This is a genomic window from Chroogloeocystis siderophila 5.2 s.c.1, from assembly GCF_001904655.1.
Lineage (GTDB): Bacteria > Cyanobacteriota > Cyanobacteriia > Cyanobacteriales > Chroococcidiopsidaceae > Chroogloeocystis > Chroogloeocystis siderophila.
Genome location: NZ_MRCC01000003.1, coordinates 193607 through 219534 on the forward strand (window position 1 = coordinate 193607; position 25928 = coordinate 219534).

General features: G+C 42.2%; 23 protein-coding genes, 1 pseudogene and 1 riboswitch. Of the genes and pseudogenes, 8 read left to right on the top strand and 16 right to left on the bottom strand.

Annotation, left to right across the window (positions count from 1 at the left end):
* Positions 1 to 15: 15 nt before the first annotated feature.
* The gene (locus NIES1031_RS04285; RefSeq protein ID WP_073548396.1) at positions 16 to 654 is read right to left on the bottom strand and encodes a histidine phosphatase family protein; all 639 of its coding nucleotides are present in this window, start codon (positions 652 to 654) and stop codon (positions 16 to 18) included.
* Positions 655 to 1121: 467 nt separating this feature from the next.
* On the opposite strand from NIES1031_RS04285, the gene NIES1031_RS04290 reads away from it, so the two are divergent.
* Together NIES1031_RS04290 and NIES1031_RS23620 are read left to right on the top strand one after the other, a co-directional pair.
* Positions 1122 to 2252, top strand: a complete 1131-nt coding sequence (locus tag NIES1031_RS04290) for a trypsin-like serine peptidase (RefSeq protein WP_073548260.1) — start codon at positions 1122 to 1124, stop codon at positions 2250 to 2252.
* Between the two features lie 257 nt (positions 2253 to 2509).
* Complete coding sequence (locus NIES1031_RS23620) at positions 2510 to 2989, top strand: hypothetical protein (RefSeq protein WP_143167696.1); 480 nt, start codon at positions 2510 to 2512, stop codon at positions 2987 to 2989.
* A gap of 130 nt (positions 2990 to 3119) precedes the next feature.
* Here NIES1031_RS23620 and pirA read toward each other — a convergent pair whose 3' ends face one another.
* Positions 3120 to 3548, bottom strand: a complete 429-nt coding sequence (pirA, locus tag NIES1031_RS04300; protein WP_073548262.1) for an arginine synthesis PII-interacting regulator PirA — start codon at positions 3546 to 3548, stop codon at positions 3120 to 3122.
* A 48-nt stretch (positions 3549 to 3596) separates the two neighbouring features.
* Positions 3597 to 3687: riboswitch (Glutamine riboswitch) on the bottom strand.
* Positions 3688 to 3854: 167 nt separating this feature from the next.
* Complete coding sequence (locus NIES1031_RS04305; protein ID WP_073548263.1) at positions 3855 to 7289, bottom strand: sensor domain-containing protein; 3435 nt, start codon at positions 7287 to 7289, stop codon at positions 3855 to 3857.
* 449 nt (positions 7290 to 7738) lie between these two features.
* Between NIES1031_RS04305 and ndhO the strand changes: the two genes are divergently transcribed.
* Positions 7739 to 7954, top strand: coding sequence for an NAD(P)H-quinone oxidoreductase subunit O (ndhO, locus tag NIES1031_RS04310; RefSeq protein ID WP_073548264.1), 216 nt, complete (start codon positions 7739 to 7741; stop codon positions 7952 to 7954).
* A gap of 179 nt (positions 7955 to 8133) precedes the next feature.
* Positions 8134 to 9105: a malate dehydrogenase gene (gene mdh, locus NIES1031_RS04315; RefSeq protein ID WP_073548265.1), complete on the top strand. Its 972-nt coding sequence runs from the start codon at positions 8134 to 8136 to the stop codon at positions 9103 to 9105.
* Between the two features lie 616 nt (positions 9106 to 9721).
* Here mdh and NIES1031_RS04320 read toward each other — a convergent pair.
* The 4 genes and pseudogenes from NIES1031_RS04320 to pedR form a co-directional block, all read right to left on the bottom strand.
* Positions 9722 to 10573 carry a DNA-formamidopyrimidine glycosylase gene (locus tag NIES1031_RS04320; protein ID WP_073548266.1) on the bottom strand — a complete coding sequence of 284 codons (852 nt, stop codon included), beginning with the start codon at positions 10571 to 10573 and terminating at the stop codon, positions 9722 to 9724.
* Between the two features lie 177 nt (positions 10574 to 10750).
* Positions 10751 to 10957 (bottom strand): annotated as a pseudogene (locus tag NIES1031_RS26205) (photosystem I reaction center subunit IV); the annotation flags it as partial.
* A 189-nt stretch (positions 10958 to 11146) separates the two neighbouring features.
* On the bottom strand, positions 11147 to 11767 hold the full coding sequence (locus tag NIES1031_RS04330; protein WP_073548268.1) for a DUF6391 domain-containing protein: 621 nt from the start codon (positions 11765 to 11767) through the stop codon (positions 11147 to 11149).
* 176 nt (positions 11768 to 11943) lie between these two features.
* The gene (gene pedR, locus NIES1031_RS04335; RefSeq protein WP_015186915.1) at positions 11944 to 12219 is read right to left on the bottom strand and encodes a photosynthetic electron transport-dependent transcriptional regulator PedR; all 276 of its coding nucleotides are present in this window, start codon (positions 12217 to 12219) and stop codon (positions 11944 to 11946) included.
* A gap of 654 nt (positions 12220 to 12873) precedes the next feature.
* Between pedR and NIES1031_RS04340 the strand changes: the two genes are divergently transcribed.
* Positions 12874 to 13764 (top strand): retropepsin-like aspartic protease family protein, encoded by an 891-nt coding sequence (locus NIES1031_RS04340; protein ID WP_073548269.1) that lies wholly within the window; start codon positions 12874 to 12876, stop codon positions 13762 to 13764.
* Between the two features lie 118 nt (positions 13765 to 13882).
* The gene (locus NIES1031_RS04345; RefSeq protein ID WP_073548270.1) at positions 13883 to 14419 is read left to right on the top strand and encodes a retropepsin-like aspartic protease family protein; all 537 of its coding nucleotides are present in this window, start codon (positions 13883 to 13885) and stop codon (positions 14417 to 14419) included.
* Here the strand turns inward: NIES1031_RS04345 and trpD are convergent.
* From trpD to NIES1031_RS04365, 4 genes are all read right to left on the bottom strand, one after another.
* Positions 14407 to 15486, bottom strand: a complete 1080-nt coding sequence (gene trpD / locus NIES1031_RS04350; RefSeq protein WP_073548271.1) for an anthranilate phosphoribosyltransferase — start codon at positions 15484 to 15486, stop codon at positions 14407 to 14409. The genes NIES1031_RS04345 and trpD overlap by 13 nt on opposite strands.
* 136 nt (positions 15487 to 15622) lie before the next feature.
* Positions 15623 to 16372 carry a hypothetical protein gene (locus NIES1031_RS04355; RefSeq protein WP_073548272.1) on the bottom strand — a complete coding sequence of 250 codons (750 nt, stop codon included), beginning with the start codon at positions 16370 to 16372 and terminating at the stop codon, positions 15623 to 15625.
* An 88-nt stretch (positions 16373 to 16460) separates the two neighbouring features.
* Entirely contained in the window at positions 16461 to 17360 is a 900-nt protein-coding gene (locus NIES1031_RS04360) for a S1 RNA-binding domain-containing protein (protein ID WP_073548273.1), read from the bottom strand.
* Between the two features lie 202 nt (positions 17361 to 17562).
* Positions 17563 to 18312, bottom strand: coding sequence for a dienelactone hydrolase family protein (locus tag NIES1031_RS04365; RefSeq protein ID WP_073548274.1), 750 nt, complete (start codon positions 18310 to 18312; stop codon positions 17563 to 17565).
* A 490-nt stretch (positions 18313 to 18802) separates the two neighbouring features.
* On the opposite strand from NIES1031_RS04365, the gene NIES1031_RS04370 reads away from it, so the two are divergent.
* Complete coding sequence (locus tag NIES1031_RS04370) at positions 18803 to 19783, top strand: GntR family transcriptional regulator (RefSeq protein ID WP_073548275.1); 981 nt, start codon at positions 18803 to 18805, stop codon at positions 19781 to 19783.
* Between the two features lie 117 nt (positions 19784 to 19900).
* Here NIES1031_RS04370 and NIES1031_RS04375 read toward each other — a convergent pair whose 3' ends face one another.
* The 5 genes from NIES1031_RS04375 to tig form a co-directional block, all read right to left on the bottom strand.
* Entirely contained in the window at positions 19901 to 20545 is a 645-nt protein-coding gene (locus NIES1031_RS04375; protein ID WP_073548276.1) for a MarC family protein, read from the bottom strand.
* A gap of 15 nt (positions 20546 to 20560) precedes the next feature.
* Positions 20561 to 21484 carry an alpha/beta fold hydrolase gene (locus NIES1031_RS04380; protein ID WP_073548277.1) on the bottom strand — a complete coding sequence of 308 codons (924 nt, stop codon included), beginning with the start codon at positions 21482 to 21484 and terminating at the stop codon, positions 20561 to 20563.
* Between the two features lie 123 nt (positions 21485 to 21607).
* On the bottom strand, positions 21608 to 22948 hold the full coding sequence (clpX, locus tag NIES1031_RS04385; RefSeq protein WP_073548278.1) for an ATP-dependent protease ATP-binding subunit ClpX: 1341 nt from the start codon (positions 22946 to 22948) through the stop codon (positions 21608 to 21610).
* Between the two features lie 9 nt (positions 22949 to 22957).
* A complete protein-coding gene (gene clpP, locus NIES1031_RS04390) occupies positions 22958 to 23650 on the bottom strand; it encodes an ATP-dependent Clp endopeptidase proteolytic subunit ClpP (protein WP_073548279.1) in 693 nt (230 codons plus the stop codon).
* A 323-nt stretch (positions 23651 to 23973) separates the two neighbouring features.
* The gene (tig, locus tag NIES1031_RS04395; RefSeq protein ID WP_073548280.1) at positions 23974 to 25395 is read right to left on the bottom strand and encodes a trigger factor; all 1422 of its coding nucleotides are present in this window, start codon (positions 25393 to 25395) and stop codon (positions 23974 to 23976) included.
* Between the two features lie 168 nt (positions 25396 to 25563).
* Here tig and NIES1031_RS24710 point away from each other — a divergent pair, with 168 nt between their 5' ends.
* Positions 25564 to 25755, top strand: coding sequence for a hypothetical protein (locus NIES1031_RS24710; protein ID WP_073548281.1), 192 nt, complete (start codon positions 25564 to 25566; stop codon positions 25753 to 25755).
* Positions 25756 to 25928 lie beyond the last annotated feature (173 nt).

Here is a 25928-nt window from a genome sequence, read left to right on the forward strand (position 1 = left end):
ACCCCAGCTTTTTAATTAAGTTCCAGGTAGCGATCGCAAATGCTCATCAAGGTGAGTTCGATCAGCTAAAGCATGAAGCAGTGGACCATGCGTTCCAAATTCTACAATACTAAGAGAACCCACAGGACATCCCAAGCGATAACGAAAGCGCCCAACATCGATTCCGAGTAAGCTACATAACATGATGCGAATCGTTGCTTTATGCGAAACGACGAGAATATTGCCACTGTGATAGCGATTTTTGATTTCCTCGATAACTTGCATCGCGCGCGAAGCGATCGCCACAGCTAACTCACCACCCGTCGGCGGATACCACGCTGGATCTGCTGACCAGCGAATATAATCATCATGATAATCGCGGGCTACGGTATCAACTGATAAGCCTTCCCATTTGCCAAAGTTAATTTCTCTTAAACCATCGCGCAGTTGTGGATCGATTCCGATCACTTCGCATAAGGGTTTAGCCGTTGCGATCGTGCGTTGCATAGGGCTAGAAAAAACAGCATCCCAGGAAGTATGACAGTAAGCCGTAGCAAATGCTTGTGCCATTTCCAGTCCTTCTGGTGTCAAATCTGGATCAATAGCACCGCAAAAAGCATTATTTCTACTGCATTCAGTTTGTCCATGTCGCAAGAAATAAAGCGAGATAGCCACAATCACCTCTTCAATAATCGCTTTTCATTCGACCCTCAAGGTTAGCAATCTGAGTAGCAAAGCTCTAAAGCTTTAAGTCAACCTCATGAACCACGAGGGGCTTCATGGATAAAGATATCGAGAAACTCTATAAATTCGCTGTTTAAGTCTTGACTAATTTAATTATATAATATCAGCTTTCAGCAAATTAAGCAATACCACTGAAGTACTCAGTATTAAATAATACTTGAATTCTATAATTAAAAGATTGACAAAATAGATAGTTTGCTCAAACTCAAGCTCATATACATGAACTTGCTCGAAACAAATTTTATCTAAATCAAATTTGACAAATTAAAGATTTATGAAATACTTATGAAATTTAGCAAATCTGACCTGAATAGCTAAAAGCAACTTAAGTGATTGTATTCAAAGCCTTCAATTTTCATAGTAACTGAACTTGAATTAGTGGTGTAAAGAGGAGAAACATGATGCAAAAACTGACCTGCTCGTGTGTATTGTCATTTGTGGCGATCGCGAGTGTGTTACCGACTGCGGCGATCGCGGCTCCTGGCTTTATCTTTAAAACTAACGATAGCGTGAGCGCGAACAGTACCAGTAGCTACTGGACACCACAACGACTGCAAAATGCAAAACCATTAAACTTACCTAAACCAACTCACAATCAGATAACAACACAAGTGACACCTTTAGTAGGAACCCCAATTAGTGCAAGTGGTCAAGCACCAACCGTCAATATCCCGCCTAACTTCCAAAACAAACTCTTTCAACCGAACCAAGTTAACTTTAATTCTGTTGCAGACGAAGCAGTTCAACCTAATAACGCGGGTTCAGTAGGTGCGTATTTTACAAGTTCTCGACTGATTCCCCTTTCAGCAGATACTGTTTATCCATACAGGACAGTCGGAAAACTCTTCTTTACTCAACCAGGTCAAGGCGACTTTGTTTGCTCTGGCGCAGTTATCAAGCCCAGAATTGTCCTCACAGCAGGTCACTGCGTTCATAGCGGTAGCGGTGATCAAAGTGGCTTTTTCACAAATTTCTTATTTATTCCTGCTTATCGCGATGGTGCTGCGCCGTTTAAATCTTGGAGTTGGAGTTATGTCATTACTACAGATGCTTGGTCAAAAGGTAATGGTGTAGTTCCCAACGCTGCTGATTACGCGATGCTTGAAATTAACGACTTACCCTTCAATGGCGTCTATCGTAAGATCGGTCAAGTTACTGGTGTGTTGGGTTTTAAAACGCTTAGCCTTTTCCCCAATCATGCAACATTACTAGGCTATCCAGGTAATCTTGATAATGGCAACAAAATGCATCAAGTTACTGCCCAAAGTTTTCGTACCCGCAACCCCAATTCAGTAGAGTATGGTTCTGATATGCGCGGCGGTTCGAGTGGTGGACCTTGGGTACAGAATTTTGGTGTAGCCGCTGTAGGGCAAAATGGAGGCAGAAATCCAGGTTTGAATCAAATTATCGGTGTGACGTCATACGGTCCTGTAGCGACTGATCCGTTGTATCAAGGTAGTTCTATTCTAGACTCCCGCTTTGTCAATATGCTCAACACCCTCTGTAAAAGAAAGCCTGGAAACTGTTAGAGTACAACTCATTTTTATAATACTATTTGTCAGGTTTTGTGCAGTGGCAAAGCCTGATTTTTTTTATGTGACATTGTTGCCAAAATATTATCTTAACTTTTCTCCTCTTGACGCCCGAAGTAAAGAGTTATAAGTTATCTATAATCAAAATTAAATTTATATCAAGAGGAATTCTTTGTATATTAGATATGACTTATACATAATATATCTAGGCTTCATGTCGTAATTCAATATAACTTTATTATTAAAAGTATTCGATGTATAAAATATTTATTCTCAGTACAGTATTCAGCCTATTTCCTACTGTAATAGTTGCTCAAGACTCGCTATGCTATATAGAATGGCGCGGACAATTTATTGACTTATCTCATAATCTTTGTGACAACAAGCCTCAATCTTCTTTCAGGGAACTGACAGCAACTAAACGACAAATGATTCCGCTGAATAACGTGCGCGTCTCTGACCTGAGGATTGAGCTTGCAGAAAACGGACTTCCAGAAGTTAAAGGAACTCTGACGAATGAATCAAATCAATTAGGTGAAGTACCAATAATTCAATTCAATGTAATCGACCAGCGTAACAATCGCATACTTGCGAGTGAAGCTATTGCGTTAGATAGCAGTAATGGCATTGCCCCAGGAGAACAAATGTCCTTTATTAAGGCAATTAATACAAATATTCTTAGCAGCGGAGTAACACTATCGGATTTACATGTAGAAATCGTCAATTCTATTTAGAATTAAGATGAAAATTGCTGATAATACTGTTGTTAAATAGTTTTCCTTAACTAAATAAGAATTAGAGGAGCTAGTATCGCGCAAGGGATCTTTCCATTGAGCGAACCAGCATCCTATTAAGGAGCCTAACTTATTTATTTGTAACAAGCTGTTCGGCTTCGACTTCCAGCATCTGGATCAACTTTTTGTCGCCTCTCGCACGTGCGACTTGTAGTCGATGTTCTAAGTTTTGGCGAATATTAGCGATATGAGTATGATTTAACTCTTCTAATACTCTTTGACGACTGCTGGCGGTTGATACCTGATTTGCTCTTAGCTGAGTTTTAGCTGTCTCTGTATACTGTCTGCGAACAAGACTAGCTTCTACATCGATTGGATGACCTAGGCTGTAACTAGCACCACGATATTTTAAACCAACAACTGGCTGAGGTACAGGAATATGCCGAGGATAACGCTGTTTCCAATTCACACCTCGGTATTGACCGCCAATACCCCCCTCCGTCATTTCCATGTTAGGTACGCTTGATTCGTAGTTGACCCCTCGATAAGTAAGTTTCATTTTTGTAGCCTTTTCACTAGATTCCTTGATAGGTTTTAGGTTGTGTAAAGTGCGTTCCTTCGGGAAGTTTCCCTACTTCCGTCTCTACAAAGCATCTAACTTAAGGCGGATTCTTATCAAAAGAGTAGAGATGAACGTTGAATTTTCTGTATCTAATTTTACTGTTTTTTAGTGATAACGTCAACTTTAACAAAACTTAATATTTGCAAAACAGCATTGATATTATTGCGCTCTGCGTAATCGGATAATAAATCAAAACTCTATTTGAGAAATTTCAGTAGTGTAAAACCGTTTTGCCAATCTAGCTTAAGAAATTAGTGTAAACGCTTGTTTGACAATTTGTGTACTATTTAAATGCCAATGAGAACGTCGCGCTTCATCGCTTGCGATGCTACACCACTGGTTTAATAATTCTGCCACTGGCACTGGTTCACCAATATAATAACCTTGAGCATAATTGACACCTAACTCATGAACTAACTGCAATGTCTCTGGCGATGCAACAAACTCAGCAATCGTAGCAATAGATAACCCTCGCGCAACTTCCACGATCGCCCTAACCAAGTGTCGATCAAGAACGTCTTTCGCTAAATTCTTGATAAAACTACCGTCAATCTTGAGATAGTCTACTGGTAAGTGCTTGAGTTGTGCAAACGAAGAATAACCCATGCCAAAATCATCGATCGCAAATTGACAGCCAATTTGTTTGAGCGTATTAATAAATTTACGCGCTTGAGAAAAATCGGCGATCGCTGCTGTTTCTGTAATCTCTAAAACTAAAGATGCAGGATTAATACCTGTTGTTGCAAGCTCGTGCTGAATCATTGGCAAAAGTTCGCTGTCAGATAAAGATTTACCAGAAATATTAACTTCTAAGCGCAGATAGTTACCTACTTTTGCTTGAGCAGCAATCAAATGAATCGCTTGACAAACTACCCAACGATCAATATGAGAGATTAACCCACATTCTTCAGCGATTGGGAGGAAAGTATTAGGACTAATAATTTCTCCATCTTTTCCTGACATCCGAATGAGAATTTCGTAACAAGAAACACCATTTTGTAAATCTAAAATTGGTTGACAGTACAGTACAAATAAATTTTGCTCAAGCGCTTCGCGGATTTGATTTTTCCAGAAATTGCGCGATTGTATTTGCACTTGCCATTGTGGATCGGGAGTGTAGAGACTAAAACAATTGCTCCCCAGTTTTTTTGATTTGTACATCGCGAGATCGGCGTGAGCAAAAAGCTCATCTGCTATAGTTCCGTGATCCGGAAATACAGTAGCACCGATACTTACTGTCATTCGCACAGGCTGCCCATCAGCTACGACGACATGATTTTTGAGCGCGCCTACAATTTTTTGTTTAATTGAATCAATGTCATGCAAAGAAGTTTGGGGAATGAGTATCGCAAATTCATCGCCACCTAAACGTGCTAAAACATCTTTTTCCGCGATTTGTTCTTGTAGTAAAGCGGCGAGATTTTTGAGGAGATCGTCTCCGGCTTTGTGTCCTAGCGTATCGTTAATATCTTTAAAGTCATCGATATCGATTAAAACCAAAGCCCCAGACTGGCGATCGCGTTGTAACAGTTCTAAATAATGCTCTAATTGCGCTTGAAAGTAACGACGATTGAATAAGCCAGTCAAAGAATCGTGGTTGGCTAAGTACGAAAGTTGCGCTTCTAGGCGCTTGCGTTCGCTAATATCGCGTGCAATAGTCGCAACAAAATCAAGCTCTCCAGCCGCTGAACTTTTGGCTACAATCACTTGTGAAACCGGAATTTCTTCTTTCTGACGGTTGAGTAGCGCCATCTCTCCATTCCAAACTCCACGGGAAAGCAGCGTAGGAACAACTTTTTCCAGAAAAATTTCATTTGCCCAATCAGGATGACAATCAAAAATGTTGAGTTGTGAAATGTCTTGTTGTGGATCTAACCCTAAGATTTTGTAGCCAGCTTGATTGAGAAATAAAGGTTTTCCTTGACTATCGGCAATTCCTACAAAGTCTGTTGTTGCTTCTAAAATCGCTGTAAAGCGGGCTTGCGCCGCTTCGGTTTGCTTGCGCGTCGTGATATCTTCGACCGTACCCTCATAGCATACGACATCACCATGAGTATTACGGACAATTCTGGCGTTTTCTGAGATCCAAATCGTACTGCCATCTTTGCGGTAAACTTGCGATTCAAATCCTGATACGCAATTGTGCTGCTGCATTAAACGAATACACTCAGCACGGCGCTGCGGATCGACATAAAGTTGCTTTTCGACATTAGTTAGAGATGCTACAAGTTCTTCGGGTGAATCATAGCCATAGATGCGGGCGAGGGCTGGATTGGCGCTGAGATATTGTCCTGCGGGTGTCGTTTGAAAAATTCCTTCGCTGGCGTTTTCAAAAATACTGCGATATTTTGCTTCGGCTTGTCGTAGTGCTTCTTCAGTTTGAATTCTTTTAGTCACATCATGCGCCGAGACAACGACAGCGCGCTTGCCTAAGAAAGTAAGTGAATGACACGAAACTTCTACCTTGATGATGGTTCCATCTTTTTTTCGGTGTCTCCAAATCCCGTGGGGACTAAGTTCAGACTTGAGGTGTTTTAGCTGTTGCAGCAAACTCGCGACATCTTCTAATGGACGAATATCTTTAATCGTCATTGCTAAAAATTCATCGCGATCATAACCATAATGCGCGATCGCGGCATTATTAACAGCTAAAAAAGCGAGTGTCTCCACGTCGTACACCCACATCGGACAAGGATGACTTTCAAATAATTCGCGATATCTTTGTTCGCTTTCTTTAAGTGCAGCTTCGGAACGTTTCAGTTCGGAAATATCTGTAATAAATCCTTCTAAGCCCAGAACTTTACCATGACTATCAAAAACTCCATTACCTTTTTCCCATAACCATTTTTGCTCGCCAGATTTTGTACAAATCCGGTATTCTATGACATAAGGCTTTTGTGCTTCTATAGCTTTTGTAATACTCTGTAAAACTCTTGGTAAATCTTCTGGGTGAGTAATAGCGTTGTATAATCCTGTCGTACCGATTAATTCTTCGCTACAGTAACCTGTGAGTTCTAAGCAGCCTTCACTAACATAAGTCATTGACCAGTTAGGATCGTTACTACACGCAAAAGCGATTCCTGGTAACGAGTCGATCAAAGTCGCTAATCGACGTTGGCTTTCTGCAAGTGCTACTTCGGTATGCAAACGGCGCGAACTCAAAGCTTGCTGTAGAACTAAAACTAAAACAACTATTGTGGTAATGTCAGCTATTTTGATCGCTAGCTGAGCGGTAGGATAGGCATAGCGTATTCCTGTGTTGGCTGTAAGGATTGCGATTACAACACCAAAATGCCACCAAAAGGCTGTTTTTTTGGCAAAATGTAGTCTTAGCCAGAACGTTAAGCAGCAAAACGTCACGCTTCCTACTAACATCGGTAACATTGCCATCTTCATGTCATGCATTCCAGCCAAACTTGTGACTAGCGTACCACTGACTAAAAAAATTCTTTTGTCAAATTGCCAACGATTTAAAAGCCAAACAAAATTTATAACTGCTACAGAGATGAAACAAAAAGTAATCCAAGTAAAGTACGTTTGCAGAAATTGGCTGTCAATTAGCTTTAGAATAGTTTTTGAGGCGAGCGCCCCACAAATTAACACGGTTGCTGCACAACTAACAACTACAACAAAAATTATCGAAAGAATAATTATATGTGCATCAGATGTAGCTATCATAACTAGGCATTTTTTGTGAATGACTACATTGCTATAATGTAAGTAGCCAATTAGTTTTTAAGCGACTTACGTTTTATTGTTTAATTTATTTTTGCCCATTTTGAGAAACACTTTACCCTGTAATTTTGCTGATATTAATTTAGTTATTAAATACATCAAAACAGCTTGATTGTAAGTTTATTATCACTGTTAAATTACTGAGATTTTTGTAAAATCTAGGTAAAGAAATACAGCTTTATCTTCAGTTTTCTTCGTCGCAGTTCAATTCGGTTGATCGTAAAAACGGAACGCAAATTTTAGGAAACAACACCAATTGGCGCGAATCTCAGTCTGAGATTAGAGGATAAAAAGCATACTTGACGAAGCCAAGTTAGATTTACAGAGTTTATAAACGAGCCTAAAGGGTGCAAAATATAGGAAGAATTACAGTTGAGTAGCATAGTAGAAGTATGGCTGTTAAAAAGGGTGATTTAGTCCGTGCGGTTCGCGAAAAGTTGGAAAATTCCTTAGAATCTCAAGCAAGTGACACGCGTTTTCCGTCATATATATTTGAAACAAAGGGAGAGGTCTTAGATATTAAAGGAGACTATGCGCTTGTTGTGTTTGGACAAGTTCCCACTCCGAATATTTGGTTACGGGTCGATCAGCTAGAATCAGCGCAGTAACTTGTTGTCAAGTAGTTCTCAGGAATTAGTTTTGTGTCATGATACTCAGTAACAATCAGCTACTGTAAGCAACAATAGCTGTAATACACGACGAACTACAGTGACTTATAAGACTAATATTCCAAAGTGGGTTATGCGCTAACGGTGTAAATATAACTAGGAGAACGCATTTCTAAGTTATGCCCATTGCCTCTACTTCGCAGTTATTGGGTTACTCTCCCCGCGTCACGATCATTGGCGTTGGTAAAGTTGGCAGTACATTAGCGCAACAAATTGGTGAGAAAAACCTAGCCGATGTGGTTCTATTAGACGAAGTAGAGGGATTACCTCAGGGTTTAGCGCTTGATTTGATGGAAGCTAAAGGAATATCACTGCATAGTCGCCAGTTTATTGGCACAACAAATTACGCTGATACCGCTGGTTCAGATATTGTTGTGATTACCGCAGGGCAACCGCGTAAACCAGGAATGAGTCGCGACGAGTTGCTGAAAACGAACGCCAAAATAGTTGTAGAAACAGCAAAAAATGCGATCGCCTATTCTCCGAATGCGATTTTGATAGTAGTGACTAATCCGTTGGATGTCATGACTTATCTTGCTTGGCAAGCGACGCAATTGCCTACTCAACGCGTCATCGGTATGGCTGGAGTTTTAGACTCAGCAAGGTTTCAAGCTTTTGTGGCAATGGAATTAGGTGTCAGTATTGCAGATGTGCGCGCGATCGTCTTAGGCAGTCATGGCGATTTGATGGTACCTTTACCGCGCTATTCGACAGTCAATGGTATTCCCATTACAGAATTAATCGACGCCGCAACAATAGACCGCTTAGTAGAAAGAACCCGTAAGGGAGGTGCAGAAATCGTTGAGTTGATGCAAACAGGTAGCGCCTACTTTGCACCTGCGGCTTCCACATATTTAATGGTGGAAGCAATTTTACTCAACCAATCGCGCTTAGTTCCAGTAGCAGCCTATCTTCAAGGCGAGTATGGTTTACATGATATTTTTATTGGTGTTCCTACGCTGATTGGGGCGAGTGGAGTTGAGCAAATCTTAGAATTAAAACTGACAAATGCAGAAATCTCTGCGTTACATCTTGCAGCACAACAAGTTAAACAAAATATAGAGCAGGCGCGATCGCTTCTTGCAAATTAAATTAACGAATTTTAACGCTCAAAACGTCATATATCCTTAAATTTACTTAAGCTGTTGCATCTAGTAAATAAAACAGTGCGTATGATTACGGTGGAGAAGCTTTGACACCATTAATATAGTAGAAAATATAGTAGTTTTGTTGGTATCGCTACTATGTATCACAAGTTCAGCACGAGTCGTGCGTAACTTTACGTATAAAGCAGCACTTTTGAGTCATACTACTTAGCTATTATCTGGGCTTTTCTATATTTGGTGATCGCAAGTCTCAGTAGTAATCTGCTCGTATATAGCAAAATCTTTACTGAATTTTCATTGCTGATCGCGGTTTACACATCCATTTCTTTACTCAAAATCAGGCATTCTCTAATTACTAGCAACTATCTTGTATTGAAAAATACTTTCTATGAATATTATTTTTTTACTTTATCTCATCACGGCTTATATTTTTTCAGGATTTATTTGCTGGCTAGCGATCCTCAAAAATTGCAATCGGCGCTTTCCACCTCCAAGCTGGCAATGTCCTTTAATAATTACCTTTTGGCCTATTTGGATTTTTGTAGAAATTAAAAGCTAAACAACTTGCTGAAAAATCAACTAGCCAAATCGGGAAAAAGCTTTATCGCTGACAGTTAGGACAAAAGTGAGAAGATCGTCCCGCTAGTCGAATTCGCTGAATTGGCGTCTGGCAGATGCGACAGGGTTGACCAGTACGGTTGTAAACCCAAGCAATACCACTATATTTACCGTTAACACCTTGTATGTTTAAAAAAGTACTAAACGTTGTGCCACCTGCGGCAATACTTGTTTCGAGAACTTGAATGATGCTACGGCGCAGTTTTTCGATCTGTGGTAAGCGCAACTCGCTACAAAGGGTTGTTGGTCGTAGCTGGCTGAGAAACAATGCTTCATCAGCATAAATATTACCTAATCCGGCAACCATCGCTTGATCTAAAAGCGCGGTTTTGATTGCCCGTTGGCGATTTTTGAATTTTTGAGTTAAGTAATCGACCGAAAACGCTGGAGAGAAAGGATCTAATCCTAATTTAGCTAAACCTGTGATGACTCTTTCTACGGGATTTTCTGGCGGTACCCACCACATTTGACCAAACGTGCGTTGATCGACAAAGCGTAACTCTAACCCCTTATCAAAAAACAGCCTAACGCGGGTATGTTTATGTAATTCTTCATCCTGGTTTAACCATAATAGCTGACCAGTCATCCGCAAATGTACGCCCAACCAACCGGATGCGGTTAGAGAAGAATGTTGCGTGAGTTCGGCTAATAAGTATTTACCATAGCGATGCCACTGCGTGATCGTACATCCTCGAATTCCTGTTAAGAATTCTGCAATAGAAAGTGGGTGGGCGATCGTGCGTTCTAGTAACACATCTCCACCCATAATTTGCTGACTTAGGGTAACTTGATTGAGTCCCCGTCGTACAGTCTCTACTTCAGGTAGTTCCGGCACAATTTAACGTGATTCGGTTCCTTGGTTAGCATCACCAACTACTGTTGAGCTACCTTCGCCCGATTCTGGCGCAGCAGTCGTCTTGCCTTCAGGCTTCAACGGCGTTCCCTGACCTGTCGTGCGGGTACGTTCGTCGATAGTTGTTTGCTTGCCACCAGTAGTAGCAGGAGTTGCTTTTTTCGCCTTTGGCGCTGGTTTTTCAATCTCTACTAGTTCTGTTTCTGCAAAGTTATTCGTATTAACGCCCGCGTAGTTGACTTTATCAAAGCGGACAATCACCGGATAGCGAATGCCACTTTTGTCAACTGAAGCAACAACTCCTACATCTTGAAACCAGTAGGATTCTTTGCGGAGGATTCGCACTTTTGAACCACGTTCAACCATTTGTACTTTTCCTTTTAGTTATCGATTGCCACAGAGATACGGCTAATAGATTTCACTCTACAACCTGATGCCAGCAATAAAGTCGAGTATTAAGTTATTTATCTGACTTGAGCTACTAACTACTTTTCAGCGTACTACTCAGCAGCAACTTACTCTACTATCGAGTCTTTAAGTTTTATGAATTTGCTGTCAATTAATTGTCGCTCGATCTATCCAACTGACTTCCACAAAATAGGCAGCTTTTCCCCACGCATCCTGAGTCAGCTTGATGTTTCCCACTGCTAAGTTAAACGGAATTGCGGTAGTAAGATAACGTTGCGCTAGTGTACCCACATCGGGCGCTAAATGGGTAGCCATCGTTGCTGCTAAACCTAACCCTAACATTTGCTCAACTGGCCCGCGTGGTAAAAGTAGATGAAAGCCTACCGCAAGTCCTGCTGCAAGTAGAATTCCTGTTGATACGTTTGTCCCACAGCGGGGATGTACTGCTAGATTCCATTCTCCACCTGTAAGTCGCTGCAAGGCAATATTCACTGCGCTACGTAAGGTAGCTTGATTCAAATGACCGTAAAGGTAGAATCCTTGTTCAGTAGAGAAACCTGCCAACAATTGGCTGTCAGTAGATTGATAGCTACTTTGTTCGCTGAGTACCCATACTGTCGCGTGTTCTAGCGCATGAACCTGCCGCAGCATTAAAATGTCTCTTATTCCTGGAATAAAAGCTAGCTGTTGAATAAGTTCCGTATCTTGAGCTTGCGTAGGTCGGGTCAGGTTATCAAAACCAAAAAAATCTAAAATGGGCGTAGACATGGCAGCGTTTCTCCAGAAGCTGCTAGATGAGGAATGAGCGTAGCGTTTTATATTGTTAAGTGTTAATAGTTACTGCATTGAGAAAGAGGTATGTTCAAATTTAATATAGTTTGCCTTTGAATCGTTGAAATTCACTGTCAATCGCGAGGAAGTTGTTTGCGATACGCATAAACTGATTACGAAACCGTACCATCGTTATGGTTGGGCAAAGTACAGCAGTTCACATCATTCAAGCAAACTTTACCCCACTGTAGCGCCCATCGAACTAACGCCACTCGATTTTCAGTCGCGGTTTTAGTCAGAATGTTGCTAATGTGATTATCGACAGTACGTTTACTAATATCTAATTTTTCTGCTATCTCTTGGTTTGTTAAGCCAGCAGCTACTAGTTCAATAATTTGTAATTCTCGATCAGACAGGGAAACAGGGGTTTGAGACTCGCCACCAGCCATACTCGCAATTTATCCTTAGTAGATCTACTTACTCTCCTTCTTCAATTCTAAAGGATTCTTTTAATGGTCGGCTTTTCTAAGTATCAGATATGTTGTGTTTTTTCCTCAGAATGAAGCTGACTAAGTTCCCACCTACTGACAAAAAAAGTTTGTTGGCTTTTTTACAACACATACAGTAGAGGCAAGCTTAAGTAAAAACACTTATTTACTTTAGGCAAAAATGAATTCTCAGATACATCAAAATCAATCGCTGAAATGTATTTGCGTTGAGGTCTAATATCATTTCACTTTGAAGTTACTACAAATAGGCAACTTCAAAAGCAGAGGAAGCAGAGGAGAAATGATTTGTCGTTTTTATATAGTGAAATGGTCTAAATAATCAAATTTGAGCGTGAAACAATTTGAATACTTTTTGAATACTTTACTTGAGCTCAGGTTAACTCAATACTCAAAAATTTGGAAAACAAAATCCGTTTTCAGCGGACTTACGTTAAATCTTTCTTATTTTTAATGAAGTCAATTTTGTGCGATCGCTAAACTCGATCAAACATTCGCGCTGTTTACCGAACGATAAGTTTGCTGTGTTTAAATTGAAATGGGTGAAAAAAAAGACACTCAGTAACTTCGGTTGGTTAAAGTATATTGTATGTCATTATGCTTAAAATTTATCCAGCGCCAGCAGCAATCATTTTTCTTTCAAGTACAATCGCGATCGCTGGTGTTGGTTGCAATAGCAAACCGTATACTCATCGGTTAAGTCATACAGCCTCAGTTACTCATAAAAGCCCATCAGATACAGCATCAGTCAAAAAATCTGCCGTTGCCACAAAGTTACCATCCGTAACGCCAAACGTGCAGCCAAGTCAGTTTGAATTAGCATTAGACAAAGCAACAGCGGCGTATACTATTAGTCAATCAGCGCGGTCAGCCGACGATTGGCGCTTAGTTGTAAGTAAATGGCAAGAAGCGCTGGCTTTGATGAAAGCAGTACCTACAGACAGTCAGCAGCGTGTGATCGCGCAAAAAAAGATAACTGAATACCAACAAAATATTGAGTATGCTCAGCAACAAGTCAATCTGAACTCGACTACTACACCGCAACTAGAAGGCTTACCTTTAAACGCGGTAGAACCCGAGGTGCTTGAAGTTTTACCACCCGTAGAACAAAATCAAACAGTTATTCGCATTCCGGTAAAACGCCGCGAAAGTGGCACACCCGTTATCAATGTGACGTTTAACGGAACACAAAAGTTTGAAATGATTGTCGATACTGGGGCTAGCAACACGGTGATTACGCAAGCGATCGCAACTGCACTAGGAATTAAACCCACAACAACCGCAAAAGCAAATACTGCTAGTGATAGAGGTGTGGAATTTCTGATTGGCTATGTTGATACTATCGAGGTTGGAGGAGTCATTGTTAACAATTTACCCGTAGCGATCGCGCCGTCTGCGCAACTAGAAACTGGATTACTAGGACACGACTTCTTTCAAAATTACGATCTCACATTCAAGCGGGATGTTATTGAATTTCGCCCGCGTTAGATTTATAGGAGAGGTCAGGGCTGAGGAATCGGAGGTTAGGGAATATTTTAGATTTCAAAGTTTTGAATGTAAAAACACGCCTAGTTTTTACTCATCAATAACCTCGTAAAAAAAGATAATGCAGCTACCTATTTTACTTCTGATTAAAATTACAGTGACTCTTGTGGGAATCAACTTTATTGTGCCGCAAGCGAATGCGCAAGAAGCCGAAAGGTGTTACATGATTAATGCTACAGGCACGGTAGTCAACTTGAGCCAACTTTGTACAAATTACCAGCGATCGCCATTAACAACGCGACAAGTATTTACTGCCAAAATTAAACGCCGTTATGGTGGGACACCAGTAATCGATGTCACATTTAATAATCAGCAAAAATTTGAAATGATTTTGGATACAGGCGCAACACAAACGACAATTACATCTGCTAAGGCAAATCAACTTGGATTAATTCCAGTAGATAGCCAAAGAGTCCAAGTTGCCAGTGGAGAGGCTGTTAGCTTGCCGATAGGACGCGTAGAATCAATCGAAGTTGGTGGTGCCATCCTCCGCGATACTAAAGTATTAGTTGCCCCGTTACCATTATTAGGGCAAAACTTTTTTAGCCGTTACGACTTGACAATTAAGCAAGATGTGGTCGAGTTTCACTTGCGTTGAAGAAACTCGACTAATTGCTCAAGCTTTGCCCAAGCCGCACCACTACGTAAAATTTCCTTTGAGAGTGCGATACCTGCCGTATGATCTTCAGCCGGAACAAGTTCTCCTACTTGTAAAGCAAGCGAGGCATTGAGTGCCACAATATCTTGCTGCGCTTGAGTGCCTTTACCTTGCAAGACTGCTTGGAGAATTGCCGCATTTTCTTGAACATCACCACCACGAATGGCTGCGGTGGAAGCAGGAGTTAAACCTAGCTGTTGAGGATCGAGCGTTGTTAAACGAACTTCACCTTGACTTAGCACGGCTAAATCTGTCACATCAGCCAAGCCTGCTTCATCGAGTCTTTCCCGTCCATGGAGGGCGATCGCGCGTTGTGTGCCTAATTGACACAAAGCTTGAGCAACAGTTTCCAAGATTGCCGCATCAAATACCCCAATCACCTGTCCAGTAGGGCGCAATGGGTTGATTAATGGTCCTAATAAATTAAAAACCGTGCGTACCTTCAGCGTTTGTCGTAGCGGTGCGACAACCTTCATTGCTGGATGCCAACCCCGTGCAAACAAGAATGTAATCCCGACTTCCTCAAGCGCAGCTTGAACTTGTTGGGGAGGTGCATTTAAATCGACACCCACTGCTTCTAGAACATCGGCCGAACCCACACGACTCGAAGCCGAACGATTGCCATGTTTTGCAACACGTATCCCCGCCGCAGCTGCCACAAAAGCAACAGCAGTCGAAATATTGAAAGTAGCAGCACCATCACCACCCGTACCACAAGTATCAATGACTGGCTCGTGGTGCAGGATTGTTTCTTGACATTGCGATTGAGCGAGCAAAACCTCAGCCATTCCCGTAAGTTCTGTTGCGGATACGCCTTTGGCTTGAATTGCGGCTAGAATGGCTCCCGACAAAACTGGTGGAATTGTTTCATCGAGCCATGCTTGCATCAGTTGTGCAGCTTGTTCGCGCGATAGTGAGGCGCGGTCTAATAGTTGTTGTAGTAGCTCACTATCCCAACCTGGAGTGCGCTCTGAAGTGGCGGTTGCTATTGATGGTGAATAGGTCATACATTCTGTTAAAAAAGTGGTTAGCTCTTAGCTGTACCCCACGACTAAAAGTCAGAGGATTAAATTACAAACGCGTTGCTTGTTTTCCTTAAACTCAAAGTCAGGGGGATAATGTTACTGTCTAATAGCTCAATGACTATTGTTCAACTGCGATCGGAAAAAAACGCTTTTCCTCTGACGAGTACTCCCAAGCAATTCCCTCTGGATCGCGGCTGCGACTCCATTCCGCAAAATCTGGATTAGAGCGATGTTTGTAAACTGTACTCGAATTTACGTCTAATCGCTTCGCAAGTTCAGATTGCAGAAGTGATTCTGGTGCTACTTGAACGTGAGTAGGCGTGTCAGGGCTAGAAGTCTCAGCCTCCGCAATAGTTGTCTGTTCTGGAGTTGCTACTTCGTTTTCCTCTGGTTCTTGGACTTGGTTTTCTTCTAATGCAGGCAAGTCTTCTACAAGCGTCTTTTGCTCAAATTCAGGTTCGGGCAAAGACAAAGGCGGTTCGCTGTCATCGAAAATACTACCAAGAGTTCTAGCCGTGACAAAGAAATAGCCACTACTGCCATTTTCTGGTTCAAGTACCCGCGCGCCAAATTCTGCTGCTTTGTAATCGAGGTAACGTTTTGCCTTTGCGGCTGAAAGATTAGCGCGCATTGCCAAATCAAGCGTTGTAATTCGTCCTTGATTTTCTTGAATCAATTTGTGGAAAGTCGGGTTGAGGGTTTTGCTCCACTTTTGCCATCGATAGCGTTGGAAAATATTCAAAAGCGCAACAAAACCAGCAATTGCTAGGAGCAATCGCCAGGTGGAAAAGAGAAAAGTAATCGCTAGCGCGACTGGCAAGATGAGAATGAGAAAGCTATCAGCGCTGTCGGATGATTTTACTGTCATGCCCATTTTTGCAAATTAGATTGCTGGCAAACAATCTTATCTTGGCAAAGATTGCGCTCAATTTTACCGCTGACTTTATAAAAAACAACTATTCGAGTAATTTTTTGCGGGCGCGATTTGCCCTCGCTTCTACACTTGCCATTACCTCGTCTCTTTTTTCCAGCATTTCGCCAGGATAATTTTCTAGAACCCTTGTGGAAAGGGAAATTCGACTTTGGCTTTCATCAACATCCACGACAACTGCCGAAATTTCCTGCCCTGTTTGGAAAAGTGAAGGCAAAGATTCGACATAGTTTTGACTAATTTGCTTGATGTGCAGTAAACCGTTAATTCCATCTAATTCAACAAAGACGCCAAACGGCTTAATTGCGCTAATTTTGCCGGTTACAACTTGCCCAGGCTCAAACTGAGTCATCGCTTGTGATCGCGTAGCAAGACGTTGCGATAGAACAAGTTTATTATTGTCGCGATTGACCTCTAGCAAACTCGCGTTGAGATTTTGCCCGACGAGATTTTCCAAATTTTCACGTTCGAGTAAGTGCGATCGCGGAATAAACCCACGTAATCCTTGCACATCAACGGTAACGCCACCTTTATTGACTCCCTTAACACGTACTTCCAAGCTTTTGCCGTCTTCTTGCATTTCTCCTAGCTGTTGCCACAGTTGTTTGATTTGCAGTTGGCGGCGTGATAGCGTGACTTGTCCATCCGCATTTTGCTCACGGATAATCAAAAATTCTTGTTCTTCCTGCAACGGTAAAACGGTAGATAGATCGCTCACGGAGTGCAAACCAACTTCAGTTAAAGGGATGAAAGCTGCGGATTTTCCGCCAATATCTACATAAGCACCATCGCTTTCGTATTGAAATACCTTCCCACGCACTATTTGTCCTTTGCTAAATTGAAAATCTTGTTGGTCTAAGGCTTTGGCAAAATCATCCATAGAAAAGGATGAACTAGTAGAAGAAGGCTGAGATTGAGATGTCATGAGGTATCAAAACAAAATGAAATTAATGTAACTTAAAGGCAGGCTAGTCATTGGTAACTGGTAATTGGTTACTAACAAATTACAATTGGCTATTAGCTTCTGTTTAATTGCTAAATTCTCAATGCTTCCCTATTACCTATTACCCAACTTATTTACGCACTCAACTATTAATTGTATGTTCTCTAAATCTAGAGCAGGTGCTTTACGCTTCCTTGAGATGCTGCTGAAATAGTCTTTTGACGTGTTCCCAAGCATCAGCCGCAGCTTCGGGATTATAGCTAGCGCGGCGATCGCAGAAAAAACCATGATCCGCTTGCGCATAGCGAAAGATCTTGTGGGAAACTTGATATTTCTTTAACTCTGCCTCAATCTGATCGACATCCGCTGCTGGAATACTCGCATCTTGCATCCCAAAGAAAGCATAAATCGTGCCGCTGATTTCTGGAGTCCGCGTAATTGTGGGCGCACCACCTCCAGGCGTTTGACTTGTTAGCCCTGCCCCGTAGAAAGACGCGGTTGCTTGAATATCTTGGAGTGTAGCCGCTAAATAAGCAACATGACCGCCGAAGCAAAAGCCAATACACCCAAAACCGTCTTTTCTGACTTGTGGTAGATCTTTGAGGTAGTCAATTGCCGCTTGGATATCACTCAAAAGTTCGGCTGCTTTGGTTTGTTGCTTGTATTTTCTTCCCAGTTCAAGATCTTGTGGCGAGTAACCGACTTCAAAATTTGGCGCGACACGGTGAAAAATTGCGGGGGCGATCGCAACATATCCTTCTTTGGCGATTCTTTCTGTTACGTCGCGAATGTGTTCATTAACACCAAAAACCTCCTGAATGACAATAATACCTGGATAAGAACCTTCACCGACAGGCATCGTCAGATAAGCTGGAACTTGAAGGTCGCCGTTAGGAACTTTTACATGAGAAGAACGAATTTCTATGCTAGTCATGACGAATGTGTTTACTATCGTATGGGAGTTGGTCACTGGTAACGGATCATTAAATAGCGATTAGCTATTAGCAGTTGTTTAAATAGCTAAATGCTTATCGCCAAGTGCTAAAGGCTTTTCTATTAACATCAGCTGCTCTCACGCGCGAACACCTCCAAGGGCGTACTGGCTCCCCATTATCTATGACCCAATATCAATACGCGAGATATTTAATTATGTCCATCTATTTATCGGAGCGTAGCACAGCCACTTAAATATTAAAGAAACTTTGCTAAATGTTGAGAACTTATGCAGATTTGGCGAGAAACCAACAAATAAAGTAAAGATTTTAAGCACAGTTCACTTTTAACCGAACAAATATGCCTTACTCGTGGCTGCAAACCTTGTATATCTTCTGTATTTTCGTCTGTTCATAGTCAATCTGTAAGCAACCATCTCAGGATCAAACATCTTTTTTGGTTTTTGCCGCAGATTGTCTTTTGGAGGAACAATGGTTCAGTTTCATATCCAACCAGATAGTGAAATTCCAGCTTCAACTCAGTTACTTAATCAAATTTGGTACGCAATTACATCGCGACAATTTCCCCCAGGTCACAGACTTCCAAGTACACGCGCCCTCGCGATGCAAACAGGGTTACACCGAAACACGATCAGCAAAGTCTATCGCCATTTAGAGGAAGACGGACTTGTTGAAAGCCGTGCGGGTTCTGGTATTTACGTCCGCGCCCAGCCATCGATGCGTAACCCAGCACCAATTCCGATCTTGGAAAAATATCCCCAAGCCGAAAGAATTGTACAGAATAGTCTTGATGAGCTACTTAAAGCAGGTTGTTCTTTAAATCAAGCAAGAGACCTATTTTTAGCAGAAATTGACTGGCGGTTGCGATCAAGTGCGCGAGTATTGGTAACTGTTCCAGCCGATGATATTGGTGCGGGTAGGTTAATGGTTGACGAACTTGAGCAATCAATTCAACGACCTGTACAATTAGTTCCGTTAGAGGAATTAGCGCAAGTACTAGAGCAAACTCCGGCAGGGACCGTGGTGACAACTCGGTATTTTATTGCTCGCGCCGAAGCGATCGCCGCACCAAAGTCCGTCCGCGTTATTCCTATTGATATTTACGACTATGCCAAAGAAATACAACTCTTGAAAAAACTCCCTAAAGGCACTAGCCTGGGCATGGTCAGCTTGAGTTCTGGTATTCTTCGCGCCGCAGAAGTCATTGCCTACAGTCTTAGAGGTGATGAACTCTTAGTGATGAGCGCCCAACTCGGCGATAACTATAAACTCAACGCGATTGTCAAAAGTGCGCAAGTTATCATCAGTTTTGATCAAGCAAGTTTTCCTGCGGTGAAAGCAGCCGTCCAAGCTGCTAGAGAAGACATTATTCGTCCGCCGCAACTCATTTGCAGCGAGAATTACATCAGCGAAAAATCAATTGATTTTCTCAAGCGCGAACTGGGATTATAGTAGGAATCGGGGAGCGCGCCGCAGCGCAAACCTACCGTTCAGGGTTCAGAGGCTAGGATTTTAGCGTTAAAACAGGTTTATTGACCGTTGGTATAGAAGTCATATTCAAGGGTTTTTTCACCGCAATAAATTTGGTGCTGCTTCTCTTAAGAGCGTAACCGTACCATCGGCGATAAATTGTACAGCGATCGCCAAAATAAAAAAACCAAGGACTCGATTTAACGCTCCCAAACCATTTTTGCCTAATATACCAACTAAAGGTTCTCCCAAAGCTAGGCACAAGTAAATCGTCACCCCAAGCAAGACGATTCCAGCTAAGCAACCGATATTATCAATCCATCCGCTGTTACTCGCCGCAAAACCAATCACGACACCGATCGCGCCAGGACCACTAATGATCGGAATTGCCATTGGTGTAAAAGAAATATCGTCCTTGTCAAGCGCTTCATCGCTTTCTGGAGTAGTAAGTCTTTGACGCGCTGTCACCATTTCCCAAGCCGTATGCGCAATTAGTAAACCACCAGCAATCCGCAAAACTCCTAGCGAGATCCCAAAAAAGCTGAGTATTTCTCTGCCTGCTAGTAAAAAGACTCCCAAAACTAAAACAACATTAATTGCTGTCTGACGCGCCTGGCGGAGGCGATAAAATTTTGTGGTTGCGCCTGTCAGACCATAAAAAATCGGGATTGCACCGACTGGATTAGTCACTGGAAACAAAGTTAGGAATGTTCCCACAATAACGGAGGTTAACTGTTGCCACATTCGCTACTCATTCCTTCAACCAGCAATCTTGACTGGCTGCTCGATTTGCAAGAATGCACGCACTTTTTGCAGATAAGTTTCTGCATCTTCTAGCATGGGGAAATGAGCCGTGTTAGGAATCATGACATATTCAACTAAGGGGTTTAACGCCGCAGCTTGGCGTCCCATTTCGGCAGGAATAATTTTGTCATATTCTCCAGCGACTAACAGTGTTGGTACTGCAATCCGCGCGAATTCTTGCGGCATAACTTCAGCCGCTTGTTTACTCACCGAAGTAAAGATTGTCCCTAAAGCCGCCTGATAATCAGCAACAAGAAAATCTTGTAAGAAAGCTTTACGTTCCGCCGCTGGGATCGGACGATGTAAAAACCGCGCAATAAACATCCGGTCTACAAAAGGGATTTTACTCAACCACTTTGGGCGAAACTTGACAACATAGCCGCCAAACTTATGAAAGGCAGCAAAAGCTTTTTCATCGTACTCAAAAATTCCACTACACGTAAGAATTGCGCGGTGTACTCGTTGTGGGTAGCGGTTCAGAAATAAAGTGGCAACCGATGCGCCCATCGAATGCGCGTTAATGTAGACTTGCTGAAGTTGCAATTGATCTAATAGTGCTGCCAAGTCGTCTGCGTATTCTGCCAACTCGTAGGTTAATTCTTGCACTGCTGCTGATTCTTCTTGCGGAATTTCTGAGTCAGCAACTGCAATACTTGTCGATAGTAAAGGCGATTTACCTTGAGATCTGCCAAATCCTCGCAAATCGTAAAGTAAACAGTCAAAACTATCTGCCAGAGCATGAGCTACACTTTGCCAATACCGCGCAGAACCAGCCCATCCGTGGACAAATACCATCACAGGTTTAGCTTGGGATTCCAAACTTGGCGTCCGAATCCACTCATAGTAATGTTCTACACCGCGAACATCAATGTAAGGCATTTTTCTCAGACTTTGGCAAAAAGAGATGTTATGTATTTGAAGTACAGCTAAAGGTATAGAAATATTCCTTTACTTTTAACCTACGACTGATTGGCAACTTTTGCAAAATGTCTGATGGGGTAGCTACGCTGATTCTGGCTTAGGTAAGGATGAAGGATGCACTAATAATTCTGCTGTCGAGCGTTTTTCTACCATTTCAGGTGTAACAGTACAGCGCGTGACATCTTTGCGCGAAGGCAACTCGTACATCACATCTAGCATTAATTCTTCAACGATACCGCGTAATGCTCTTGCACCCGTTTTGCGGCGATAGGCTTCTTGCGCGATCGCCCGTAATGCATCGGGTTTAAACTCAAGTTGCACATTGTCCATCTTGAGTAATTTTTGATACTGCTTCACCAATGCACTGCGTGGCTGCGTCAAAATCGCCATTAAGGCTTCTTCGTCGAGCGGGTCAAGTACTGCTACTACTGGTACCCTACCAATAAACTCAGGAATCATCCCAAACTTCACGAGGTCATCCGGTTCTAAGTGCCTGAGGACGTCTGCTGTGCGCTGATCGCGTGACGAGCTTTCTCCTGGTTGAATGAAGCCCATCGATTTTTTGCCAGTCCGCTGTTCGACGACTTTTTCCAAACCAACAAACGCACCACCGCAAATAAATAAAATATTGCTCGTATCGATTTGAATACAGTCTTGATAAGGATGCTTGCGTCCTCCTTGTGGCGGTACATTGGCTAGAGTTCCTTCTAGCATTTTCAGTAACGCTTGTTGCACTCCCTCACCAGAGACATCGCGTGTAATCGAAGGATTTTCACTCTTGCGCGCGATTTTATCAATCTCATCAATGTAGATAATGCCGCGCTGCGCTTCTTCTACATCCAAGTCCGCGACTTGCAATAGTCGCAGCAAAATATTTTCAACGTCTTCGCCAACATATCCTGCTTCGGTTAGCGTTGTCGCATCAGCTACCGCAAAAGGCACATCTAATATCTTTGCTAAAGTTTGTGCTAAAAGCGTTTTGCCGCAGCCGGTAGGACCAATTAAGAGAATATTTGATTTTTGAAGTTCTACTGCCTCTTCTGACGATGCCTTACCACTATTTTTGGCTTGTACTAAACTTAACCGTTTGTAGTGGTTATAAACAGCAACCGACAGCACTTTTTTTGCCTCATCTTGACCAATAACATGATCGTCAAGATGTTTTTTGATCTCGCGTGGCTTGGGCATTTGGCTAAATGAGAAATTACTCGCACGAGTTCGCCGCTTTGGTGGAGCTTCGACTCGATTTGGTGGCTGTGGGGCAGTTTCCTTCGAGTCGAGCAATTCCTCATCTAATATCTCGTTACATAAGTCAACACATTCGTCACAGATGTAGACTCCCGGTCCAGCAATTAGCTTGCGCACCTGCTCTTGTGATTTGCCGCAGAATGAACATTTTAAATGGGAGTCGTACTTTGACATACCTGCCTCTTAATTTACTGTGCTTACTGGTTCGTTGGCTTTGGGGAGATTTTGTTTAGAGATCACTTGGTCGATCAAACCGTAGTTCTTAGCCTCTTCAGCGGACATGAAAAAGTCTCTTTCAGTATCAGCTTCAATGCGCTCTAGAGGTTTACCGGTGTGATAAGCCAAGATTTCATTAAGCTTGCGCTTGAGGTATAGGATCTCTTTGGCTTGAATTTCAATATCTACTGCTTGCCCTTGAGCGCCACCTAATGGTTGGTGAATCATGATCCGCGAATTGGGTAGTGACATCCGCTTGCCGTGTGCTCCTGCTGCTAAGAGGAAAGCACCCATACTTGCAGCCAGCCCAAAGCAGATCGTAGCAACATCACAGCGAATTTGCTGCATTGTGTCATAAATTGCCATACCTGCTGTTACCGATCCCCCTGGGGAATTGATATAAAGTTGAATATCTTTTTCAGGGTCTTCTGCATCTAAGAATAGCAATTGTGCAACAATTGAGTCGGCTACAGCGTCATCTACCTGAGTTCCCAAAAAGATAATTCGCTCTCTGAGTAGTCTTGAGTAGATGTCAAATGCCCGCTCTCCCATACCCGATTGCTCTACAACCATGGGGACAATATTGCTGGCACCAAGCGAGTTGATTTCTAAGGAGTGTGAACTAGTTATCGGGTGATTTGAAGTTTGAGATACGAGCATATCACAGTGTCTCAGAATGATACTGAATGTGTCGTGCATTTAAACTATTTACAGCGCTTTGCAGTTCATGTTATCGAATGCACCACCTGTGAACTATTATGCCTTATTCATTAAAGAGTTAACTTTGGGATATTTTCATAACTTGAAGAAACAATATACTTCGATAAAATACATTGTTTCTCTGTTTCAAAGATAGCTGCAAGAGTGTCTTTGCGCTTGCAGCTTAGGCAAGATATTTCTTGCTGGGCAGATTTATCGTATGACTCAACCTCTACTGCCGTTTCAGTATTCAGTAAAGTTCAGGAATTTTAACTCAGCAATGCTCACAATGCCTCAATTTCCTTAGTCGGGGCTGGGCGATCGCTCGTCTCAATCTCAGCAGCAGCTTCTACAGGTTCATCTTCAGTTGATGCTTCCGAAGCATTTAACGAGCCTTCAGGTAGCAATTCCACTGTATTGTGTTCTTCTAGCCAACTCATAATTTTTTCTTTGAGAAGGTCTTCTTCTACAACTTCACGCAATCTATTAACGTCGATATCTTCGTTTGAGTACTGCGATAAAATTTCTTTAGCTTTCGCTTCTACTTCAGATTTCTCAACTGTTATTGACTCGCGTCGAGCGACTTCCTGAAGTGCCAATGCGCTTCTTAGTCGCTCAATCGCTTCTGGACGAGAGTTTTCTCTTAACTTAGCAACACTTTCTTGCGTAAATAATTTTTTAACATCAATTCCTTGTTGACTTAACTGCACAGCGGCTTGTGTCAGCATGGCATTGACTTCTTGTTCGATGAGCGTTTCAGGTAAGTCTACTTCCAGATGTTTAACTAATTCATCTGTTAAAGCCTTTTCTTTATTTGCTTTCGTTTGTCGCTCGGCTTCTCCTCTAAAGCGTTCCTCTAATGAACTGCGTAATTCCTCCAGCGTTTCAAACTCGCTCACTTCTTGCGCGAAATCATCATCAAGTTCTGGAAGTTCTTTTTCTTTAAGCTCTTTCAACGTCACAGTGAAAACTGCTGCACGCCCTGCGACATCTGGCTGAGGATAATCTTCAGGAAACTGCGCCGAAACTTCTTTGGTTTCGCCTGGCTGCATTCCGACGATTCCATCGATAAACCCAGGGATAAAGCGTTCTTGTTGCAGTTCTAATTGAAAGTCGTCAGCTGATGCACCAGCAATTTCTTGCGGTTCTGCTTCGGCTTCTTGAGCTAAATAGCCTTTGAAGTTTACTATTGCGACATCTCCAAGCTGCGCGGCTCGTCCCTCTACAGGAATCAAAGGCGCCATTTCACTTTGTTGTTCGGCAATAAGCTTATCAACTTTTTCGGGGTTGTATTTGACTTCCTCGGCTTTTACTTGTAAACCAGTGTACTGCGTCAGGTTGACTTCGGGTTGAACATCAACCGCAGCTAAGAAGTGCAAAGCTTTTCCTGGTTCGTATTGAGCGATCAATTCTTCAAATGACGAGCGTAATTGCGGTTGACCGATCGCCTGTATAGCTTCTTGCTTGATCGCTTCTGTAATTCCAGTTTGAATGAGTTCCTCTAAGGCTGCGGCTTTAACCTGCACCGCACCTAAACGTTGTAGTAGGATTTGGCGCGGTACTTTACCTTTGCGAAACCCAGGAACATTCATGGTGCGCGTAAGTTTCTGAATAACCTGGTCATAGGTCTGTTGCGACTTTTCGGCAGGAATTTCTATATCCAAACCAATTTGACTAGCGGGAAGTTTTTCCTGGGTGACTTTCATGTTGCGCTTGTATTTCCGAACAATTTTGACTACTCAAGCAATTCTTAATCAAATCAATAGCTACTCGTTATTAGCCCCTGAGCATTAAACCATTCTATCTTTAAGCTTAGTGTCTGCTAAGGAGTATCTGCACAGAATCTATAGGAAGCTACATTACTCTTTATATCAATGAAAGAGCATTTTAATTCGCCACTTGGATGGCAAGGCGATGTACAGCAGTTGCAGGCTTGGGTTAAAGTAGCAGGCAGCTATCCTAAATGTTTTAACTATAAAATTATGCTGATATACGCTACAAGCAAGCTTGTTGACGACGCGCTTGTGCATAAACCACTAAAACTATTCGATTACCTAGATGTTTGATGGTCGATGCGTTGATATCTTATACCCCTATTAGTAGCCGCCTCTGGGAGTAGGATACTTGTTATTACTGTGAACCTGCACAAACATAGAGTTATTATTTAGATTGTTAAAATTAGTTTAAGATAGAAAGGTATGCTATCTACTGCTGACTAGCTTAAAAATAATTAAAAAAT

Excerpts from the sequence above, each read along its gene's own strand:
- NIES1031_RS04290 (WP_073548260.1), top strand. The coding sequence starts at position 1,122 with ATGATGCAAAAACTGACCTGCTCGTGTGTATTGTCATTTGTGGCGATC.
- NIES1031_RS23620 (WP_143167696.1), top strand. The coding sequence starts at position 2,510 with ATGTATAAAATATTTATTCTCAGTACAGTATTCAGCCTATTTCCTACT.
- pirA (WP_073548262.1), bottom strand. The coding sequence starts at position 3,548 with ATGAAACTTACTTATCGAGGGGTCAACTACGAATCAAGCGTACCTAAC.
- NIES1031_RS04305 (WP_073548263.1), bottom strand. The coding sequence starts at position 7,289 with ATGATAGCTACATCTGATGCACATATAATTATTCTTTCGATAATTTTT.
- ndhO (WP_073548264.1), top strand. The coding sequence starts at position 7,739 with ATGGCTGTTAAAAAGGGTGATTTAGTCCGTGCGGTTCGCGAAAAGTTG.
- mdh (WP_073548265.1), top strand. The coding sequence starts at position 8,134 with ATGCCCATTGCCTCTACTTCGCAGTTATTGGGTTACTCTCCCCGCGTC.
- NIES1031_RS04330 (WP_073548268.1), bottom strand. The coding sequence starts at position 11,767 with ATGTCTACGCCCATTTTAGATTTTTTTGGTTTTGATAACCTGACCCGA.
- pedR (WP_015186915.1), bottom strand. The coding sequence starts at position 12,219 with ATGGCTGGTGGCGAGTCTCAAACCCCTGTTTCCCTGTCTGATCGAGAA.
- NIES1031_RS04340 (WP_073548269.1), top strand. The coding sequence starts at position 12,874 with ATGCTTAAAATTTATCCAGCGCCAGCAGCAATCATTTTTCTTTCAAGT.
- NIES1031_RS04345 (WP_073548270.1), top strand. The coding sequence starts at position 13,883 with ATGCAGCTACCTATTTTACTTCTGATTAAAATTACAGTGACTCTTGTG.
- trpD (WP_073548271.1), bottom strand. The coding sequence starts at position 15,486 with ATGACCTATTCACCATCAATAGCAACCGCCACTTCAGAGCGCACTCCA.
- NIES1031_RS04355 (WP_073548272.1), bottom strand. The coding sequence starts at position 16,372 with ATGACAGTAAAATCATCCGACAGCGCTGATAGCTTTCTCATTCTCATC.
- NIES1031_RS04360 (WP_073548273.1), bottom strand. The coding sequence starts at position 17,360 with ATGACATCTCAATCTCAGCCTTCTTCTACTAGTTCATCCTTTTCTATG.
- NIES1031_RS04365 (WP_073548274.1), bottom strand. The coding sequence starts at position 18,312 with ATGACTAGCATAGAAATTCGTTCTTCTCATGTAAAAGTTCCTAACGGC.
- NIES1031_RS04370 (WP_073548275.1), top strand. The coding sequence starts at position 18,803 with ATGGTTCAGTTTCATATCCAACCAGATAGTGAAATTCCAGCTTCAACT.
- NIES1031_RS04375 (WP_073548276.1), bottom strand. The coding sequence starts at position 20,545 with ATGTGGCAACAGTTAACCTCCGTTATTGTGGGAACATTCCTAACTTTG.
- NIES1031_RS04380 (WP_073548277.1), bottom strand. The coding sequence starts at position 21,484 with ATGCCTTACATTGATGTTCGCGGTGTAGAACATTACTATGAGTGGATT.
- clpX (WP_073548278.1), bottom strand. The coding sequence starts at position 22,948 with ATGTCAAAGTACGACTCCCATTTAAAATGTTCATTCTGCGGCAAATCA.
- clpP (WP_073548279.1), bottom strand. The coding sequence starts at position 23,650 with ATGCTCGTATCTCAAACTTCAAATCACCCGATAACTAGTTCACACTCC.
- tig (WP_073548280.1), bottom strand. The coding sequence starts at position 25,395 with ATGAAAGTCACCCAGGAAAAACTTCCCGCTAGTCAAATTGGTTTGGAT.
- NIES1031_RS24710 (WP_073548281.1), top strand. The coding sequence starts at position 25,564 with ATGAAAGAGCATTTTAATTCGCCACTTGGATGGCAAGGCGATGTACAG.